Genomic DNA, 18,558 nt, shown 5'->3' on the forward strand with positions numbered 1-18,558 from the left:
GGCAGGTCGACCGGATCGGAGCCGCAGGACCGGAGCCACATGAATTAGGCATTTTTGCCTACCGCCCTCGGTCGATTTCCTGCGCGAATGTCCGGCCATTTTGAACCATAATCGCTCTCCGCTATTGTCCAGAAATTGACCATGAACGCATCGACGACATCGCGGGCCGAACAGGCAGGATACTCCGGGGAGATGATCCTCGATCGTCCCGCGCCGGCCGTGGAATGCCAGGTCACGAACGTTACGGCAGCGGGCGCCTCCCTCACGGTGCCGGCGGGCCTCGAGGTGCCGGACGCGTTCACGCTGGCGATTGCCGGCGAGTTCGTGATGCGCCGCTGCCGCGTCGTCTGGCGTCGGCGCGGCCGCGTCGGCGTGGCGTTCGAGATGCCGGCCTGACCCTGCCTTCGCGCGAGGCGGGTGTTTCGGGCGAACCGCCTCAGGCTCCTCACGTCGAGCCCGGCAAGACCGGGCAGTCTTGCGGGATGATCGCAGGAGACTTTCGGGGGAATCTCGAACGCCGCGTGAGCATCGGCGGTTCTGGATTCCGGGCTCCGCTGCCGCGGCCCTGGAACGACGCCGTCGAAGCGACAGCTCCTCCGGTATGTCGAACAGGGTCTCGTCGTTCCGTGATCGGCCGACAGACCTCCCGCGATCATCCGCCGATCCGGCCTCAGAGCGACCGGATCTTCTCCTCGATGCGCTTCGCCTCCTCCTCGTCGACCGCGACCGGGGGGCTACTGTCGTTCGGCAGACCGGGGCCGGTCTGGGCGATCGTCTCGTCCTTCGGGCGCGCGTTGGGGCCGTTCGAGATCGTCGCCGGCCGGTCTTCGTCGTCCTTGGCCATCGATGCCCTCCTTGTCAGCGCTTGTGCCACTGCAGGAGGCAATCGGGCGGACGCGGCCCATCGTTCCGGACGCGCCTCAGATCACCTCGACCTTGGTGCCGACGGGCACGAAGCGGTAGAGCTCGATCACGTCCTCGTTCAGCATCCGGAAGCAGCCGGCCGAGGCGGCGCGGCCGATCGAGGCCGGATCGGTGGTGCCGTGGATGCGGTAGAGCGTCGAGCCGAGATACAGCGCCCGGGCGCCGAGCGGGTTGCGCGGGCCGCCGGCCACCATGCGCGGCAGGCCGGGCCGGCTGCGCCGCATCTCCGGCGTCGGCGTCCATTGCGGCCATTCCTGCTTGGCGGTGACCGTCTGGACGCCCTTCCAGGTCGTGCCGGGGCGCCCGACCGCCACCCGGTAGCGCAAAGCCGTCCCGTCGCCGCGCACGAGAAAGAGCAGGCGGGCCGACGTATCGACCACGATGGTGCCGGCACCCTGCGATCCGGGATAGCCGACCACCTTGCCGCGCCGCACGGCCGGCAGGGCGACGGGCGGCGCGAGGCGCGGCGCCGCGGGCACCGGCAGCGGCTCGGCGGGAAGGGCCGCGAGGCGCGCGGGAGCGTCCGGCCCCGGACCAGGGGCGGCGAGCGGCGGAGTGGCGAGCGAGGGGGGCACAGGCGGCGGAGCGGCGGGAGCCGGTGCCGCGGGGAGCGGCGTGACGGGAGGTGGCGGAGCGGGCGCCGGCTCGGGAGCGAGCGCGGTCAGGCGCATCGGGGCGTCCGGCAGGGGCAGGGCCGGAACGGTGGCCGGCCCCTCCCCGGCGATGGGGCTGCGCGGCGCCTCCCTGGCAGCGGCCGGGCGGGAGCGGCAGCGATAGACGCGCTGCCCGTCGGCCCGCATGGTCACCGGGCCGATCGCGTCGACGACGATCTGCCGGGCCTCCGCATGGGCGCCCGTCCGCAGGTCCTCGGCCGAGCGGAAGCAGCGCATGTGGAGGCGATAGCCGATCGCCGTGTCGGAGACCCTGTCGATCCGGCAACGCAGGTCGTGCGCGTCGAGCCGGGCCTCGGCGGCGGGCTTCAGCCGGATCTCGAACACCCGCGGGCTCGCCGGGTCGGCGCAGTCGCGCAGGGTCGGCGCCCACCAGCCCGCCGGCGACTCGTCGGCGCTCATCGCCTGGGCGGCGCCGGCGCTGCACAGAAGGAGGGCGGGCAGGAGCCGGCCGAGACGTCGCATCGTGGGGGCTTTCCGGAGAGTGACCTGATCGGCGCAGGGCCGGAGGGACGCGGCGGGGCTCATCGCGCCGGCGGGCGTCCCGCCTCGGCGACGGGGCGGAAGCCGGCTTCCTGCGGGGCCGTGCCGATCACCACGAACCCGCTCCAGCCGGCCCGGGGCGCGGGCGCGCCGGACAGGCCCGGATCGGCGACGAGGGCGACGCGGACCGCGTCGCCGGACCGGCTCTGGTCCCGGGCCGGCGGTGCGGGCGGCACCTCCGCCTCCTCGAACAGGCCCGCCCGGAGCAGGAGCGGCCCCTCCTCGGCGAGGCCGGCGGGCGGGCGGGCGACCACGCGGAAGGACGCCATGCGGGCGCCGAGCCGGTCGAGGGCGAGGCGGATCGGCCGCCCCTGCGGGGCGTCGAGCGCCGCCAGCGCGGCCTGCGTATCGGCCCGCGCCGGCACGACGTGGACGACGCGGTACTGGCGCGCCTTCAGCCGGCGCAGCAGCTCGGGCAGGATCGCGACGGTCCGCGGCTGGATGTCGTGGAGAAGGATGATCCCCCGTCCCGCCGCGTCGAGGCGCCTGAGCACCCGCGCCATCACCGCCGCCGGCGAAATCTTCTTCCAGTCGTCGCCGTCGACGTCGATGCTGAACGGCACCAGCTTCTGCGCCGCGGCGTAACGGTCGAGGGCGGGGCTGTGCCCGAGGCCGGGGAAGCGGAAGAACGGCGACAGGGCCGGCTCGTCGTCGGTAAGGACGGTGCGGACGGCCTCGAGGCCGCCATTGATCTGGTCGCGCCGCACCTCGGGGCTGCGGATCCGGTCGAGATAGCGGTGCGACCAGGTGTGGCTCGCGATGGTGTGGCCCTCGGCGGCGGTCCGCCGCAGGGTGTCGGGAAACTGCGCCACCATGCTGCCGACGACGAAGAACGTCGCCTTCACGCATTCGGCCTTGAGGGCGTCGAGCACCGCCTGCGTGCGCCGGGGCAGCGGGCCGTCGTCGAAGGTCAGCACCACCTCGCCGCGGTCGAGCGGCAGGGTGCGGCCGTAGCTCGCCCTGCCGACCGGTCCCTGCGTGAACGGCACTTCGAGGGTGCGGGCGGTGCCGAGCGCCTTGGGCCCGCATTCCTGCGCCGCGGCGAGGGCCGGCGGCAGGCACAGGAATCCGGACAGCAGCAGGAGCTTGAAGCAACGCACGAACAAACTCCGCCACGCCGATCGGCCTTCCGGCACAATTTCACACGTAAAGCTGAGTCGCCGGTAAACGCGCCATCCCCACGCGGCAGTCGATTCGGGATCGAAAGCAGGGACGACCTTTCGTCATGCAGGAGACGACGGGAAGATGGATATGGTTAATTGTCATTAACGCGGCGATGTCCCCTTCGAGCTACTAGAATAGAACTGCATGAGGCGGTCGGCCCTGGATCGCGCCGACGGCACCGCAGCGCCGCGGTCCTTAACTCGACGCTAACCACAGCCGTCGTTCCGTCGATGGAAGGCAGCGGAATCGCGGGCGGATGGCACGGCGTGGACACACCCTTCGGGAACAGACCCCGTCGCACGGCGCCACCCCGGCGGGACCTGCGCCGCTCGCACCCGGGCTCCTGACGCTGGCGCGCTGGCGGCTCCTCGCCATGCACCGGACGGCCGGCGTCGGGCATGTCGGCGGCAATCTCTCGGCCCTCGACGCGATGATGCTGGTGCATCACGAGATGCTGACCGATGCCGACCGCTTCGTCCTCTCGAAGGGCCACGCAGCGGGCGCGCTCTACGTCACCCTGTGGAGCCGGGGCCTGATCGCCGATGCCGAGCTCGACAGCTTCCACGCCGACGGCACCCGGCTTCCAGGCCATCCCCCTGCGGGGCATCCCCCCGGACGCGGCCTTCCCGGAATCCGCTTCGGCACCGGCAGCCTCGGGCATGGCCTCTCGCTGGCCGGCGGGCTCGCCCTCGCGGCCCGGCTGCAGGGCCGGGCGGGCCGGGTCTTCTGCCTGACCTCCGACGGCGAGTGGCAGGAGGGCTCGACCTTCGAAGCCCTGATCTTCTGCGCCCACCGGCGGCTGGCCAACCTGACGATCATGATCGACCACAACCGCCTCCAGGGCTTCGGTACGACCGACGAGGTCGCCTCCCTCGACCCGATCGGGCGGGTGCTGGCGGGCTTCGCGGTCGAGATCCGCGAGGCGGACGGGCACGACCTCGCCGACATGCGCCGCGCCCTCGCGCCCGGAACCGACCGGCCGGTGGTGATCGTCCTGCACACGGTGAAGGGCCGCGGGGTGCCGGCCATCGAGGGGCGCCTCGACAGCCACTACCTGCCGCTCACCGAGGAGCAGGTCCAGGAAGCGATCCTCGGCGAGGCGATCCCCGGCACCGGGGAGACGGCCTGATGCGGCGCGAATTGTGCGCGGCGCTGGTCGCCCGGGCGACGCGGCCCGACCTCGTCTTCCTCACCGGCGATCTCGGCTTCGGCGCCCTGGAGCCCCTGCGCGACGCCCTCGGCGAGCGCTTCCTCAATGCCGGCATCGCCGAGCAGAACATGATCGGGGTGGCGGCGGCGCTCGCCAGCGAGGGGCTGGAGCCCTGGACCTACACCATCGCGCCGTTCTGCTACGCCCGCGCCTTCGAGCAGATCCGCAACGACGTCTGCTTCCATCGCCTGCCGGTGCGCATGCTCGCCAATGGCGGCGGCTACGCCTACGGGGTGATGGGCCCGACCCATCACGCGCTCGAGGATTACGGGATCCTCTCGACGCTGCCGTCCCTGCGCATCTTCGTCCCGGCCTTCGACAGCGACGTCGCCGCCGTGGTCGCGGCGGCCGGGAGTGAACCGGGACCGGTTTATGTCCGTCTCGGGCGCGGCGAGGTGCCGGCGGGCTGCACCGCGCCGCCTTACGCGCCCTGGCGCCGCCTGCGCGCGGGGCGGGGAGCCATCGTCGTCGCGGTCGGGCCGATGGCCGGCCTCGCCTGGTCGGCCTTCGCGGAGGATGCGGAGGACGGGCCGGAGGTGTGGGCGGTGAGCGAATTGCCCTTAGGGATGAGCCCGCCGCCGCGGGCCTTCGTGGAGGCGCTCGCCGGCCGTACGCTCTGCGTCGTCGAGGAGCACGTCGCGCAAGGCGGGCTCGGCCAGAGCCTCGCCGCCTGGTGCCTGGAGGGCGGCATCCCGGTCTCGGGCTTCCGCCCGGTCACGGCGGCCGGCTACCCGTCCGGCACCTACGGGTCGCAAGGGTTCCACCGGCGCGAGAGCGGCCTCGACCCGGCGTCGCTCCGCGCGAGGCTCGGCGCAAGGCTGTCGGCATGAACGGGTCTTCCGCCGACTGGATCGACACCCTCAAGGGCCCGATCGCCGTGCTCGGCGCAGGCGGCTTCGTCGGGTGCAACCTGTTTCGCCACATCCTGGCGCGCCGCCGCGACGTCTACGCCGTCGCCCGCGTCCTGCCGGCGCCGCGCCTGCGCGGCATCGATCCCGCGCACCTCGTCGCGGTCGACGTCACCGACCAGGCGGCGACCGCCAGCTTCGTCGAGGCGATCCGCCCGGCGACGGTGTTCGACTGCATCGCCTACGGCGCCTATTCGTTCGAGACCGACGCCGACCTGATCTACGCCACCAACTTCACCGCCCTCGTCTCGCGTGTCGAGCGGCTGGCCCGGAGCGGCGCGCTGGCGGCCTACGTGCATGCCGGCTCCTCGTCCGAGTACGGCCTGAACTCCGCCGCCCCGTCCGAGGACGCGGCCCTCGTTCCGAACAGCGCCTACGCGGTCTCGAAGGCGGCCGCCGCGCAGTTCCTCGCCTATGCGGGCAAGACGCGGCGCTGGCCGGTGGTGAATCTCCGGCTCTACTCGGTCTACGGCCCCTACGAGGACGCCAACCGCCTGATCCCGGCCGTCGTGTCGCGCGGGATGAACGGCGGCTATCCCGATCTCGTCGACCCGACGATCGCCCGCGACTTCGTCTACGTCGAGGATGTCTGCGAGGCCTTCGTGCGCGCGGCGGCGAAGATGTCCCTCGACCTCTATGGCGAATCGCTCAACATCGGCACCGGGACGGAGACGACCATCGGCGACCTGGCGCTGACGGCCAGGGACGTGTTCGGCCTCGCCGAGGCGCCGCGCTTCGGCGCGATGGCGCCCCGTGCCTGGGACCTCGCGCGCTGGCAGGCGAACCCAGAGAAGGCCGAGCGCCTGCTCGGCTGGCGGCCTGAGACGCCGCTCAAGGACGGGCTGGCGCGCACCGCCGCCTGGATGCGCGAGGCCGGGGCGGACATGTCCGGCCTCACCAAGGCCGGCGCGACGCGGCGGCGGAGCATCGCCGCCATCATCGCCTGCTACAAGGACGAGGAGGCGGTGCCGATCATGCATGCCCGCCTGACGGCGGTGTTTCGCAAGATCGACGTCGATTACGAGATCATCTTCGTCAACGATGCGAGCCCGGACGGGTGCGGCGAGCGCATCCGCGAATTGTCGGCCGCCGACCCGCACGTGCTCGGCATCACGCATTCGCGCAATTTCGGCTCGCAGATGGCCTTCCGCAGCGGCATGGAGCTGGCGACCGCCCAGGCCTGCGTGCTCCTCGACGGCGATTTGCAGGACCCGCCCGAGCTGATCGAGCCCTTCTACGAGGCGTGGGTCGCGGGCCACGACGTGGTCTATGGCCGCCGGGTCGAGCGCGAGATGCCGCTGGTCTGGGGCCTGCTCTACAAGGCGTTCTACCGGGTCTTCGCCGCCTTCAGCTACGTGCGCATCCCGCACGATGCCGGCGACTTCTCGCTGATGGACCGGCGCGTGGTCGGCTGGCTCTTGAACTGCCCGGAGCGCGACCTGTTCATGCGGGGGCTTCGCGCCTATGTGGGCTTCCGCCAGACCGGGGTGGATTACGTGCGGCCGAAGCGGATGTTCGGCACGAGCACGAACAACCTGCTGTCGAACCTCGAATGGGCCAAGCGCGGCATCTTCTCGTTCAGCAACACGCCGCTGAAGCTGCTCACCGCCGGCGGCATCGTGCTGCTCGGCCTCGCCGGCCTCATCGGGACGCTGCTGGTCGCCGCCCGTCTGATCGTGCCGGACATCGCGCCGCGCGGCGCGGTCTCGACCCAGCTGGCGATCCTGTTCTTCGGCGCCCTGAACCTGTTCGCGATCGGGCTGATCGGCGAATACGTGGCGAAGATCATGGAGGAGGTGAAGGGGCGCCCCCGCCTCATCCGGGCGGCGCTGATCCGCGGCGGCGTCGCGACCGACCTGCCGCCCGAGGGGAGACCCCGCCCGTGACCGGCACGCTCGCGCAAGGCATCCCCGCGCGCCGGGATCGCGCCGTCCCGGACGCGCCCCGAGGTGCGGCCGAATCCCCGCATTCCGCCATGCGGGCGGCGGGCCGAGGTCTCGGCCGACGGCCCCTCGGCCACCTGCCCTTCGCCGTCGTGCTGGTGCTCGCGGCCGCTCCCAACCTGCTCTTCCTCGCGACGCATCTCCGGACCGCGCCACTGGCGGCGGGGTGCGTGGCCCTCCTGACGGCGGCGCTCGCCCTGGTGCTGCGGGACCTCGGCCGCACGCGCGAGCCGATCGACGCGCCGCTCCTCGCCGCCGCCGTCGCGGCCGGGATCGGGCTCTGCCTGCTCGGCGGCGAGGGACACCTGTTCTTCGCCAACGACGACTGGCTGATCCGCGACGCGGTGCTGCGCGACCTCGTCGCCGAGCCCTGGCCGGTCGGGTACCTCTATGCCGGCGACCCGACGATGCTGCGTGCGCCGCTCGGGATGTACCTGCTGCCGGCGGCGATCGGGAAGGTCGCCGGCCTGTACGGGGCGCATGGCGCGCTGCTCGCCCAGAACGCGCTCCTGTTCGGCTGCCTCTTCTACGGCTTCGCCCGCCTCGCCCCGTCGCACCGGCAGCGCCTGGCGGTCATGGCGATCTTCATCGCCTTCAGCGGCTGGGACCTCGTCGGCACCTGGATCCTCGGCGGCCCGCTCACGCCGGGCATCCATCTCGAGCAGTGGATCGGCAACCTGCAATTCTCGTCCCACGTGACGCAGCTCTTCTGGGTGCCGAACCACGCGGCCTCGGGCTGGATCTTCGTCGGGGCCTACTGCCTGTGGCGCGTCTCCGCCCTGCGGGCGACGTCGCTCGCTGTGGTATTCGGCCTGTGCGTGTTCTGGTCGCCGCTGGGCATGATCGGCGCCCTGCCCTTCCTCGCCGCCGCGCTCCTCGTCGATCGGGCCCGCGGCCGGCTCACACCCGAATCGATCGCGACCGTGAGCCTCGCCGGGATCGGGCTCCTGCCGGTCGCGCTCTATCTCGGCGCGGATGCCGGCCGCGTCCCCCACGGGCTGCAGGACATGACCGAGGAATTCGCCGCCCGGTACCTCGTCTTCGTCACGATCGAGATCGTGCCGGCCCTGGTCGTTCTCGGCCTCGCGCCGGGATCGATCGCCGGCTCCGACCGCTGGACCCGGCGGGAGACCGGGCTCGTCCTCGGCCTGCTGCTGCTCGCGCCGCTCTACCGGCTCGGAGGGGCGGATTTCGTCATGCGCGCCTCGATCCCGGCCCTGGCCCTGCTGGCATTGCGGGTCGGCACGACGGCCGTCAGCCTCCGCGGCTGGCGTGCGGCCGTCGCCGTTGGGGTCCTCGGCGTAGGGGCGGTCACGCCCCTCTACGAGGTGATCCGGGCCGTCGTCGTCCCGCCCTTCTCGATCAGCGTCTGCGATCTCCTGGCCGCCGCCAGGACCCCGCCCAATGACGGGCCGCTCTTCCACTACGTCGCCCGGATCGACGCCCTGCCGGGGCACCTCGCCGACCGCGTCCTCGCCACGCCGGTGACGCTGGTACGGCGCGAGAAGCGGGGCCCCTGCTGGCCCGACCACCCGGCGCATCAGGAACATGCCGGGACGGTGTTCTGAGCGGATGTGCGACAGGCCGACGTCTCGACCGCTGCGCTGGACGTTGCGATCCGTCCGTGTCCAGGTCGCCGGGATCGGCTCCGGATCCGTCGGGCCGCACGAGACGGAAGGCCGTGCCCGGCGAAGGACCAGCCCCGATCGTTAAGGCTCCGCTAACCAAACCACCGTTCCATCGTCGCCGGCATGCAGGCGAGGACGCAGCCTGCACGGAGCGGCGGGACGCAGGCGACCGGCGGGTCGCCCGGTGCCGGAGCCGCGTCGCGAGCCCGGCCCCGAGGATCACCCGTGACCCAGGATCATCAGACGCTCACCGTTCCGGCTCCGCCCGCGATCCTGGATCGGCTCCAGGGCCGCGACTGCCCGGTCTGCGGCACGCCCGAGCGGGGCGCACGGCCCTTCCTGTCGGCCTCGATCGACCCGGCCCGGATCGGCGCCCTCAGCTACGCCTCGCGAAAAATCCCGGAATTCATGACCTTCCGCCTGGTCCGGTGCGGGACCTGCGAGACCGTGTACGCCGCCGAGGCGCCGGGCGCCGAGGCCCTGGCGCGCGCCTACCGGGAAGCAGGCTATGACAGCGCCGAGGAGGCCAAGTACGCGGCACGGACCTACGCCGAGGCCCTGGCACCGCGTCTCGGCCCGGCGGGACGCGGAGCGGAGCCCCGCGGGGGCGCCGCCCTCGAGATCGGCGCGGGCAGCGGCGTCTTCCTGCAGGAATTGCTGGATCTCGGCTTTGCCGAGGTCATCGGGATCGAGCCCTCGCACGACGCGGTCGCGGCGGCCCCGGCCGCGCTCCGCCCGCACCTGCGGGTCGGCGTATTCGATCCCGCGCAGCACGCGCCCGGCAGCCTCTCGCTGGTCTGCTGCTTCCAGACCCTGGAGCACGTCCCCGACCCGCGCGGCCTGACGCGGGCCGCCTACGACCTGCTGCGGCCCGGCGGCCGGATCGCCTTCGTCACGCACGATTACCGGGCCCCGATCAACCGGCTCCTCGGCCGACGCTCACCGATCATCGACATCGAGCACATGCAGCTGTTCTGCCCGGCCAGCCTGCGCCGGCTCCTCGGCGAAGCGGGGTTCGGAGAGATCGCGATCGGGCCGCTCCGGAACCGCTACCCTTTGCGCTACTGGCTGCGCCTGCTGCCGCTGCCCGGACCGCTCAAGCCGGCCGCCCTGTCGGCCGCGGAGGCCCTCGGCCTCGGGCGGCGGAGCGTCGGCCTGAATGTCGGCAACCTCCTCAGCGTGGCCCGCAAGCCGCTGTGACCGGGCTCTCGCGCCGATGCGCCGTCACGAAACGGGCGGGCGGCGCGCCGTGACGGTGTAGCCGAGGCAATCCTCGCCCCAATCCCATCGCAGCGACAGGGTGCCGACCAGGGCGAGCCCGCCCAGGACCGGCAGCAGGGCCGCGCCGAGGAGGCGGCGCCCGGGGTGGCCGGCGGCCCCCATGAACGGGATCAGGCACAGGGCCATCGCCTTGTAGCAGGCGACGGTGACGGGATTGCCGCGGGCGGTGACGCGGACATCGCGAAAACCCGCCTCGCGCAGCAGCAGGTCCAGGGAGGACGGCGTGTAGCGCCAGTAATCGTAGGGAACGAAGTGCCAGCGGGCCGCGAAGGGCACCGTCAGGACGAGGCGGCCGCCGGGCCGCAGGCAGCCGAACAGGTTCGCCACGAAGGGGGCCGGCGCCTCGATATGCTCGAGCACCTCGGTACAGAGGACGACGTCGACGGAGGCGGGCGGGACGTTCCAGTCGTCCTGATCGACATACTCGGTGTCCGGTACCGCGTAGCCGAACCGGTCGAGGGCGTCTCGGGTGTCGATGCCGCGATACTGGGCCGAAGGGGGCAGCAGGGATCGGAAGACCTGGGCGCCACATCCGACGTCGAGCACGGTGCCGGAGGCCGTGGCAAGCTCCACGCGCAGGTCGCGCCAGGCCGACCCGGCCTGAAGATCGAGGAAGCGACGCAACGCCGCCAGCAGGTCGTCCCACCGGGAGCGCCGGGGGCGGAAGACCGGCGGCTTGAAGCGCTCCGCCTGCTGCTCGATCAGGTTGCGGCGCGTGGCATGGGTACTCATCCGACAGGTCCCGATCTGTGCGGCCTCTCGGCGGCCTGTCGGGCCGATCCACCGGCAGCCGCCATCGGAGGCATCGCGGCCTTTTCGGCGGTCCTTGCAGTGAAAAGAAATGGCGCGCCCGAAAGGATTCGAACCTCTGACCCCCAGATTCGTAGTCTGGTGCTCTATCCAGCTGAGCTACGGGCGCCCGATCGAAGGCAAGCCTTCGATTATGATACAACGGACGATGGCAGAAGCCTCATCACGCCGTGACGTCTCAAGTTTGAAATGGCGCGCCCGAAAGGATTCGAACCTCTGACCCCCAGATTCGTAGTCTGGTGCTCTATCCAGCTGAGCTACGGGCGCCTGACCGGGGGGAGCGGTGCGCCCCGCCGGTGGAGGTGGGATCTAAGGGGTTCGCCCCGGCTTGGCAACCCCTATTTCGCCGGCGGAAGAGGGAGCCGCGCGAGGCGGCTCCCTCCCCGTTCGGGCACCCGATCAGAAGCCGGCCTGGGTGACGAACTTGGTGTTGAGGTAGGCCTCGATCGCCTCCGAGCCGCCCTCGCTGCCGTAGCCCGAATCCTTGACGCCGCCGAAGGGCGTCTCCGGCAGGGCGATGCCGTGGTGGTTGATCGACATCATGCCGCTCTCCACCCGCGTGGCGAGCTTGGTGGCGGTCTCGGCCGAGCGGGTATAGGCGTAGGCGGCAAGCCCGTAGGGAAGGCGGTTGGCCTCCGTGAAGGCTTCTTCGTCGTCCGAGAAGCGCTGGATCGCGGCGATCGGCCCGAAGGGCTCCTCGTTCATGATCCGGGCATCGAGCGGCACGTCGGTGAAGACCGTCGGCTCGAAGAAGTTGCCCTGGTTGCCGATGCGCTTGCCACCGGTGCGCAAGTTGGCGCCCTTCTGCTCGGCATCGGCCACGAAGCCCTCCATCGCCTCGATGCGGCGGCCATGGGCGAGCGGGCCCACCTTCACGCCCTCCTCCAGGCCGTTGCCGACCTTGAGGTCGCGGGAGAAGCCGACGAACCCGTCCACGAAGGCGTCGAACACCGAATCGTGGACGAGGAAGCGGGTCGGCGCGACGCAGACCTGGCCGGCATTGCGGAACTTGTTGGCGCCGAGCACCTGCACGGCCTTCTGCACGTCGGCATCGCGGAAGACGATCGCCGGGGCGTGGCCGCCAAGCTCCATCGTGGCGCGCTTCATGTGCTTGCCGGCGAGCGCGGCCAGCTCCTTGCCGATCGCGGTCGAGCCCGTGAAGGTGATCTTGCGGATCACCGGATGGGGAATGAGATACGACGAGATCTCCGCCGGGTCGCCGTAGACGAGGCCGAGCACGTCGCCCGGGACGCCGGCGTCCAACAGGGCCTGGATCAGGGCGGTACAGCTCGCCGGGGTGTCCTCGGGGCCCTTCAGGATCACCGAGCAGCCGGTGCAGAGCGCTGCCGAGACCTTGCGCACCGCCTGGTTGATCGGGAAGTTCCAGGGCGTGAAGGCCGCAACCGGGCCGACCGGCTCGCGGATAACGAGCTGCATCACGCCCTCGGCCCGGGGCGGGATCACGCGGCCATAGGCCCGCCGGCCTTCTTCCGCGAACCAATCCATGGTGTCGGCGCCGCCGAGCACCTCCATCTTGGCCTCCGCCAGCGGCTTGCCCTGCTCCAGGGTCATGATCCGGGCGATCTCGTCGGCGCGCTCGCGCATCAGGTTGGCCGCCTTGCGCAGGACCTTGCTGCGCTCGAAGGCCGAGACCTTGCGCCAGGCCTTGAAGCCGCGATCGGCCGCCTCGAGGGCCTCGTCGAGGTCCTGGCGGGTCGCGACGGCGAGCTGGCTCAGGGTCTCGCCGGTGGCCGGGTTGAGGATCGGCATCGTCTGGCCGGTCGCGCCGTTGCGCCACTCGCCGGCGATGTGGAGCTTAACGTCAGGAAACATCGGGGGCTCATCCTCGTTCCGGAGGGGACGGGCCTTAACTAAGGCAGTCCCCCCCGGCGAGACAGGCTCCGCCGCGCAAGCCGGCCCGTGGCCGGCGCGCCTTGTCCGTCAGGCGATGACCTGACAGACTTCACGGCCTCTTGCTTCCGAGCCTCTTGCTGTCCGGTCTCTTGCGCCGCGATGCGCCCGCCTCACCGCACCCCGACGGCGTGGGCGATGTCCTCGAAGCGCTTCTGCGTCGCGCCGATCTGGCCGTAGAGGGCCTGCCGCGTGCAGGCTGCGACCGTCATGCCGTGGAAGAACAGGCCGGCATCGTGCCGGTTGCGGCAATCGAGGTAGTTGGGCAGCACGAAGACGGTGAGCAGCACGATGAACGGGAAACCGAGCTTCACGAAGAGCCTGACCGGCCAGGGCAGGTAGGAGAAGGCCCGCTCCTTTTTTCGCCTGGCCGGCGGCGCTACGACGATGCGGATGGCGCCTTGCCCGCGATCACGGTCGAGGCGCTCGATCCCGCTGCTCCGGTGCCCGCTGCTCATCCTGCTCCCCACGCCGCCCCCCGTGCCGCTCTCGTCTACGCCGCGCGCCAGGATCGTGCGCCGGGCAGGACGGATGGTGCCGCAGCGGGCTTAAATTTCCGTGCGCCGCAACGATCGCAGTCTCTCATACCATCGCGCTTTCGCATCGGCAGGTCGATGCGAAAGCGTCCGGCGCAGCAGCGCCGGCGCCCGTTCTGGCTTAGCCACGCCGTCGAACGAGGCCGTTCGAAGGCGCGGCGGTATCGATCGTAGGGGGACGGTGCGCCGACCATGTGCGCCCGCGCACGCCGCCGGGACCGCGCCGATGCCACAAGGGAGACGCCCTGACGGGCGTTCCTCCAAGACTTCGGGCCGCCCGCAAGGGCGGCTTTCTTTCTGTCCGGGGGACCCGCGACGAGGGCCGGTCAGAGCACGACGTGCTGGCCGAAGGTCTCGGGTCGGAACGGCAGCCGGAAGGTGACGGCGAAGCCGTTCTCGAGGTGGCGCACCACCGTGGCGCGGCGCTTGCCGACGGTCACCGCTTCGCCCACCGGCGGAACGTCGGTGACCGCGATCGCCACGCCGGTCATCGACAAGTCGATGATCGTCCCCGGTATGACCCGGCCGTCGGCGCGTCGCACCTCGACCGAGCGGGTATGGGGCACGATGCGCGGGTCGCTGCGCTGGTCGGTCTTTCCGTTCGCCTGGGCGGCGAGCCAGTCGAGGCGAGCGGCGAAGCGGGCGCGGCGCTCGGGCCCGACCTCCACCGCGACGGTGAAGCCGTCCGGCGTGATCGTCTGGATCGCTCCCGTCACCGGGCCGACATTGTCGAGGTAGAGCGTGACGGGGTCGCCCAGGAGGCCGCTCTCGGGCGCCCGCACCTCGATCGTCGAGAGGGAGAGGCTGCGGGTCTCGCAGACATGCTCCACCCCGCCCGGCAGCAGGTAGCGGCCACCGACCCGGATCTGGATCAACCGGATTCCCTGTTCGGATTCGGTTTGGAGCTGCAACTTCAAGGGACCCGCCAAGATCTTACAAACGCGCCAGGGTAGCATCGCGCGACGCGTGACCGGCCGCAAGGCCGCGGATCGCGCACCATCCACAATCCACCACGAGACTTAATGCCGGGTGCACGGGCTCGGGGCGATCGGCCGGTCTGACGCAGGCCTGTCGGGGCGCCGGCCGGTCGCCATGCCGGAGGCCGGTTTCCGCCCGGCCTGCTCTGGAAGCCGGTGCCCGGGACGGGAACAGCCTGGCCTGACGACACACAGCACGCAATCACGACGCAATCCCGCATCTCTAATCAAGCTTCGCGGCGAGAAGAGCCCGACCAACACCAATCTAGCGGGAGTGGGACCATGACATCGACATCGACCGGGCCGCATTTCGGTGGCCTGCTGCTGCGCGGCCTGCTCACCGCGGTCTTCGTGACCGCGGCCGGCATGAAGTTCGCGGCTCTGCCGTTCGAGGTCGCGGTCTTCGCGCGCTTCGGCTATCCGCTCTGGTTCATGTACGCGGTCGGGGCGGCGCAGCTTCTCGGCGCCGCGTTGCTGTGGGGCCGCGGCACCGTCGCGCATGGCGCGCTGCTGCTCGCCGCCGTGATGGTCGGGGCGGCCTTCAGCCACCTGCGCGCCGGCGACCCGGTGGTGATGGCTTTGCCCGCCCTGCTGCTGCTCGGCCTTCTGGCCGGCCTCGCCTATATGCGCCGGGGCGAATTGATGCCCGCAAGCCTCCAAGCCTCGCGGGCTTGACGCCCCCTACTCCGCCGCGAACAGGCCGGCGGGCTCCTCCGCGCCGCCCTTCGGGTTGCCGGGAGCGGTCTCGCAGCCGAGCGCCGGCAGGGCGACGACGCGGTTGCCGCGGAAATCGGTGCGGCACACCGCGGCGCCGCGGCTCTCGACATAGGCCAGCAGCCGCCGCGCCCGTCCCGGCGAGCGCGAGCCGATGGCGCGGGCGAGGGCATCGTCGGACGGGCACGGCGCGCCCGCCCGGGCGGCGCGGGCGAGCAGCAGGAACAGGCCCTGCACCTCCTCGGGCAGGCCGGCGCAGGCGGCCATCACGGCATCGGCCTCGTCCCCCTCCGCCGCCTCCCCGTCGACGCCTGCCCGCGCGATGGCGAGCCGTCGGCGGAAGCGGCCGAGATCGAGGGGCTCGCCGGGCAGCCGGCGCATCCGGCAGCGCACCAGGAAGTCCTGGTAGAGAACCGCGATCGGGTGATGCGCCGCGTCCGGATCGGCGGCGATCTCGCGCAGGATGTCGGAGAGGGCCGCGTCCCGCTCCGCCTCGCTCATGCTCGGCGCCACCTCGACCGGCTCCGGCGGACGGTACTGGGCGAGCTGCTGCAGCAGGTCGGCCGGCGTCGCCCGCGGGGCCGGAGCCGGGCGGGGCGCGGGGGTCCAGACCGGCTCGTTCTCGGAGGGCGTCAGGATCAGCTCGCGCAGATCGTCGCCGGCGGCCGGGCTCGGCAGCGGCACGAGCTTCGGGCTCGACGAGCGGGCCGAGGTCGCCACCGGCCCGATGGCGATCGGCAGCGGGCGCTTCGACAGGGCCGGCCCGAGCGCGATGAAGTGGCCGCGCTCGAGATCGCGAAAACTCTCGGCCTGGCGCCGCTCGAGGCCCAGAAGGTCGGCGGCGCGGGCCATGTCGATGTCGAGGAAGGTGCGGCCCATCAGGAAGTTCGACGCCTCGGCGGCGACGTTCTTGGCGAGCTTGGCGAGGCGCTGCGTCGCGATGATGCCGGCGAGCCCGCGCTTGCGGCCGCGGCACATCAGGTTGGTCATCGCGCCGAGCGAGGCCTTGCGGGCCTCGTCCGAGACCTCGCCGGCGGCCGCCGGGGCGAAGAGCTGCGCCTCGTCGACCACCACCAGCACCGGGTACCAGTGGTCGCGCTCGGCCTCGAACAGGCCGCCGAGGAAGGCCGCGGCGGCGCGCATCTGCGCCTCGACGTCGAGGCTTTCCAGGGTCAGCACCACCGAGACCCGGTGCGCCCGCACCCGGGCGGCGATGCGCTGAAGGTCGGCCTCGCCGTGGTCGCCCTCCACCACCACGTGGCCGTGGGCGTCGGCCAGGGTGACGAAGTCGCCCTCGGGGTCGATCACCACCTGCTGCACGTGCGGCGCGCTCTGCTCCAGGAGGCGGCGCAGGAGGTGCGACTTGCCCGAGCCGGAATTGCCCTGGACCAAGAGGCGCGTCGCCAGCAGCTCCTCCAGGTCGAGGGCGGCCGGCCGGCCGCCCGCCACCCCCATCTCGACGCTGATCGTCATCTCGGCTCCCTGCGATGGCCCGACTCGTAACACGGCAGGGCTCGCCCTGATCCGCACCCCGAGCCGGGGTCCACAGGGAGTTCGCCTCAGCCGAAGGCCAGCGCCCGCGAGCCCTCCCCCATCCTGTCGAGCATCCGCTGCCGCCACGCCTCGACGGGGTCGCCGGGTTCGAGGAGCGCGAGCGTGCTGACGCCGCGGGCCCACAGGAAGGCGCCCATCACCACGTGATCGGCGTAGAGGGGCGCGTCGCCCCCGAGGAAGGGCTGGGCGCGCAGCACCGTGCGGATGGGCGCGAGGGTCTTGCGCAGGACGGCGAGCTGCGCCTCCGGGTCGGGGCAGACCGCCTCCAGGGGCTTGCCGAACCGGGCCTCGCGGCTCTGCCGGAAATAGGCCTGGTCCGCTTCCGCGAGGTGGCGGTGGATGTCGAGGAGGAGGAGCGGCACCAGGGCGACGTGCAGCACCCCATCGGTCCAGGCGACATGGAACCGGGTCAGCGCCAGCCCTGCCGGGCCGCCGAACAGCGACGGCCGGTCCGGATAGGCCGCGTCCAGATGCGCGGCGATGCTTGAGGATTCGGCGATCGGCCGCCCGTCCTCGACCAGCACCGGCACCTTGTCCGAGCCCGAGAAGGCGAGCGCGTCCCGTTCCGTGAACCGCCACGGCCGGCCCTCGAAGGGGAGGCCCTTGTGCTCCAGGGCGAGGCGGATGCGCCAGCAGAACGGGCTGAAGCGCCGGTCCGGATCGGCGGCGGCAAGTTCGTAGAGCACACGGGACAAGGGGGGTTCCTCCGGCCGCGCCCGGATCGAGCCGGGCGGTCTGGCGGGGCGGATCATGGCGGGTGCCGGCGGCGGGGGCAACGCGGTGCCGCCGTCTCCCCGCGGGTTTGGCCCGACAGGGGATAACCGGCCGGAGCCGCACGACACTCTACAAATCCGATCGACATTCGGGTATGCCGCCTCGGCCCGGAGAGGCGCCGCTCGGCGCCGAGAAGCCGCGAGAAGCCGCGAGACGCCGAATGTTCCGAAAGACCCCGCTGCGCGCCGCCGCTCTCCTCGCCGCCCTGCTCGCCGGGGTCTCGGGGGCCTGCGCCGACGCCACGCTCGATCGCATCAAGGCCAAGGGCAAGTTCACCGTCGGGGTCATCCTGTCGGGCGCGCCCTTCGGCTTCATCGACCCGAAGACCCAGGAGCAGAAGGGCTTCAACATCGACCTCGCCCGGGCGCTCGCCGAGAAGCTCGGCGTGGCGCTGGAGACGGTCACGGTCACGCCGCCCAACCGGGTGCAGTTCCTGCAGCAGGGCAAGGTCGATGCGCTGCTCGCCAACATGCAGGTCACCGAGGACCGGGCGAAGATCATGGACTTCCCGCCCACCGTCTTCGACCGCGCCGGCGGCGCCGCGATCGGCCGCAAGGACAGCGGCATCAAGGATTGGGCCGACCTGAAGGGCAAGCCGGTCTGCGTCTCGCAGGGCTCGAACTTCACCCAACCGTTGATCGAGCTTTACGGCGCAGTGGTGAAGGGCCTGCCGAGCCAGCCGGAATCGCTCCTGGCGCTCAAGGGCGGCACCTGCGTGATCGCCGTCCATACCGGCGCCACGCTGGGCCTGATGCTCGAGGACCGGGCCGAGGAGTGGAAGGATTACGGCATCCTGATCCCCACCGAGATCGTGCCGGCCGATTCGGTGGTGTGGATCCGCAAGGGCGAGAAGGACACCTCCGCCGCCCTCGACAAGGCCCTGCGCGAGCTGATCACCTCCGGCAAGCTCCTCGAGATCGCCAAGAAGAACCGGCTCCTCAACACGGCCTTCATCGAAGAGCAGCAGAAGACGCTCTCGGCGGCGCGCTGAGCGAAGAAGGTTCTTCGAG

Annotated in this window: 17 protein-coding genes and 2 tRNA genes; 8 read left to right on the top strand and 11 right to left on the bottom strand. The window is 71.7% G+C overall.

The window, feature by feature from the left end; translation table 11 throughout:
• The first annotated feature begins 141 nt into the window (after positions 1-141).
• Positions 142-396, top strand: a complete 255-nt coding sequence (locus DA075_RS31950) for a PilZ domain-containing protein (protein WP_108394344.1) — start codon at positions 142-144, stop codon at positions 394-396.
• 274 nt (positions 397-670) lie between these two features.
• Here the strand turns inward: DA075_RS31950 and DA075_RS36890 are convergent, their stop codons facing one another.
• The 3 genes from DA075_RS36890 to DA075_RS31960 form a co-directional block, all read right to left on the bottom strand.
• A complete protein-coding gene (locus tag DA075_RS36890; protein ID WP_164712578.1) occupies positions 671-844 on the bottom strand; it encodes a hypothetical protein in 174 nt (57 codons plus the stop codon).
• 76 nt (positions 845-920) lie between these two features.
• Positions 921-2,060: a L,D-transpeptidase gene (locus tag DA075_RS38460; RefSeq protein WP_338068037.1), complete on the bottom strand. Its 1,140-nt coding sequence runs from the start codon at positions 2,058-2,060 to the stop codon at positions 921-923.
• 59 nt (positions 2,061-2,119) lie between these two features.
• Positions 2,120-3,238, bottom strand: a complete 1,119-nt coding sequence (locus DA075_RS31960; RefSeq protein ID WP_123834527.1) for a polysaccharide deacetylase family protein — start codon at positions 3,236-3,238, stop codon at positions 2,120-2,122.
• Between the two features lie 320 nt (positions 3,239-3,558).
• Between DA075_RS31960 and DA075_RS31965 the strand changes: the two genes are divergently transcribed.
• The 5 genes from DA075_RS31965 (at position 3,559) to DA075_RS31985 (ending at position 10,191) form a co-directional block, all read left to right on the top strand.
• Positions 3,559-4,431 carry a thiamine pyrophosphate-dependent enzyme gene (locus DA075_RS31965; protein WP_099957154.1) on the top strand — a complete coding sequence of 291 codons (873 nt, stop codon included), beginning with the start codon at positions 3,559-3,561 and terminating at the stop codon, positions 4,429-4,431.
• The gene (locus DA075_RS31970) at positions 4,431-5,342 is read left to right on the top strand and encodes a transketolase family protein (RefSeq protein ID WP_099957155.1); all 912 of its coding nucleotides are present in this window, start codon (positions 4,431-4,433) and stop codon (positions 5,340-5,342) included. The genes DA075_RS31965 and DA075_RS31970 overlap by 1 nt, the downstream gene beginning before the upstream one ends.
• Positions 5,339-7,306, top strand: a complete 1,968-nt coding sequence (locus DA075_RS31975; protein ID WP_099957156.1) for an NAD-dependent epimerase/dehydratase family protein — start codon at positions 5,339-5,341, stop codon at positions 7,304-7,306. Before DA075_RS31970 ends, DA075_RS31975 begins: the two co-directional genes overlap by 4 nt.
• The gene (locus tag DA075_RS31980) at positions 7,303-8,931 is read left to right on the top strand and encodes a hypothetical protein (protein ID WP_099957157.1); all 1,629 of its coding nucleotides are present in this window, start codon (positions 7,303-7,305) and stop codon (positions 8,929-8,931) included. Before DA075_RS31975 ends, DA075_RS31980 begins: the two co-directional genes overlap by 4 nt.
• A gap of 285 nt (positions 8,932-9,216) precedes the next feature.
• On the top strand, positions 9,217-10,191 hold the full coding sequence (locus DA075_RS31985) for a class I SAM-dependent methyltransferase (RefSeq protein WP_164712579.1): 975 nt from the start codon (positions 9,217-9,219) through the stop codon (positions 10,189-10,191).
• Between the two features lie 24 nt (positions 10,192-10,215).
• Here DA075_RS31985 and DA075_RS31990 read toward each other — a convergent pair whose 3' ends face one another.
• From DA075_RS31990 to DA075_RS32015, 6 genes are all read right to left on the bottom strand, one after another.
• Positions 10,216-11,004: a class I SAM-dependent methyltransferase gene (locus DA075_RS31990; RefSeq protein WP_099957159.1), complete on the bottom strand. Its 789-nt coding sequence runs from the start codon at positions 11,002-11,004 to the stop codon at positions 10,216-10,218.
• Positions 11,005-11,114: 110 nt separating this feature from the next.
• Positions 11,115-11,191 (bottom strand) — tRNA-Arg (locus DA075_RS31995).
• Between the two features lie 81 nt (positions 11,192-11,272).
• A tRNA-Arg gene (locus tag DA075_RS32000) sits at positions 11,273-11,349 on the bottom strand.
• Positions 11,350-11,481: 132 nt separating this feature from the next.
• The gene (locus DA075_RS32005; RefSeq protein ID WP_099957160.1) at positions 11,482-12,915 is read right to left on the bottom strand and encodes an NAD-dependent succinate-semialdehyde dehydrogenase; all 1,434 of its coding nucleotides are present in this window, start codon (positions 12,913-12,915) and stop codon (positions 11,482-11,484) included.
• A gap of 191 nt (positions 12,916-13,106) precedes the next feature.
• Positions 13,107-13,451 carry a hypothetical protein gene (locus DA075_RS32010; protein WP_099957161.1) on the bottom strand — a complete coding sequence of 115 codons (345 nt, stop codon included), beginning with the start codon at positions 13,449-13,451 and terminating at the stop codon, positions 13,107-13,109.
• Positions 13,452-13,855: 404 nt separating this feature from the next.
• Positions 13,856-14,404 (bottom strand): PilZ domain-containing protein, encoded by a 549-nt coding sequence (locus tag DA075_RS32015; RefSeq protein WP_232389023.1) that lies wholly within the window; start codon positions 14,402-14,404, stop codon positions 13,856-13,858.
• A gap of 384 nt (positions 14,405-14,788) precedes the next feature.
• Between DA075_RS32015 and DA075_RS32020 the strand changes: the two genes are divergently transcribed.
• Positions 14,789-15,181: a DoxX family protein gene (locus DA075_RS32020; protein ID WP_099957162.1), complete on the top strand. Its 393-nt coding sequence runs from the start codon at positions 14,789-14,791 to the stop codon at positions 15,179-15,181.
• A gap of 6 nt (positions 15,182-15,187) precedes the next feature.
• Here the strand turns inward: DA075_RS32020 and DA075_RS32025 are convergent, their stop codons facing one another.
• Both DA075_RS32025 and DA075_RS32030 read right to left on the bottom strand, forming a co-directional pair.
• A complete protein-coding gene (locus DA075_RS32025; RefSeq protein ID WP_099957163.1) occupies positions 15,188-16,693 on the bottom strand; it encodes an ATP-binding protein in 1,506 nt (501 codons plus the stop codon).
• Between the two features lie 86 nt (positions 16,694-16,779).
• Positions 16,780-17,469, bottom strand: coding sequence for a glutathione S-transferase family protein (locus tag DA075_RS32030; RefSeq protein ID WP_099957164.1), 690 nt, complete (start codon positions 17,467-17,469; stop codon positions 16,780-16,782).
• A 239-nt stretch (positions 17,470-17,708) separates the two neighbouring features.
• Between DA075_RS32030 and DA075_RS32035 the strand changes: the two genes are divergently transcribed.
• Complete coding sequence (locus tag DA075_RS32035; protein WP_099957165.1) at positions 17,709-18,539, top strand: transporter substrate-binding domain-containing protein; 831 nt, start codon at positions 17,709-17,711, stop codon at positions 18,537-18,539.
• Positions 18,540-18,558 lie beyond the last annotated feature (19 nt).

This window comes from Methylobacterium currus (assembly GCF_003058325.1).
GTDB lineage: Bacteria > Pseudomonadota > Alphaproteobacteria > Rhizobiales > Beijerinckiaceae > Methylobacterium > Methylobacterium currus.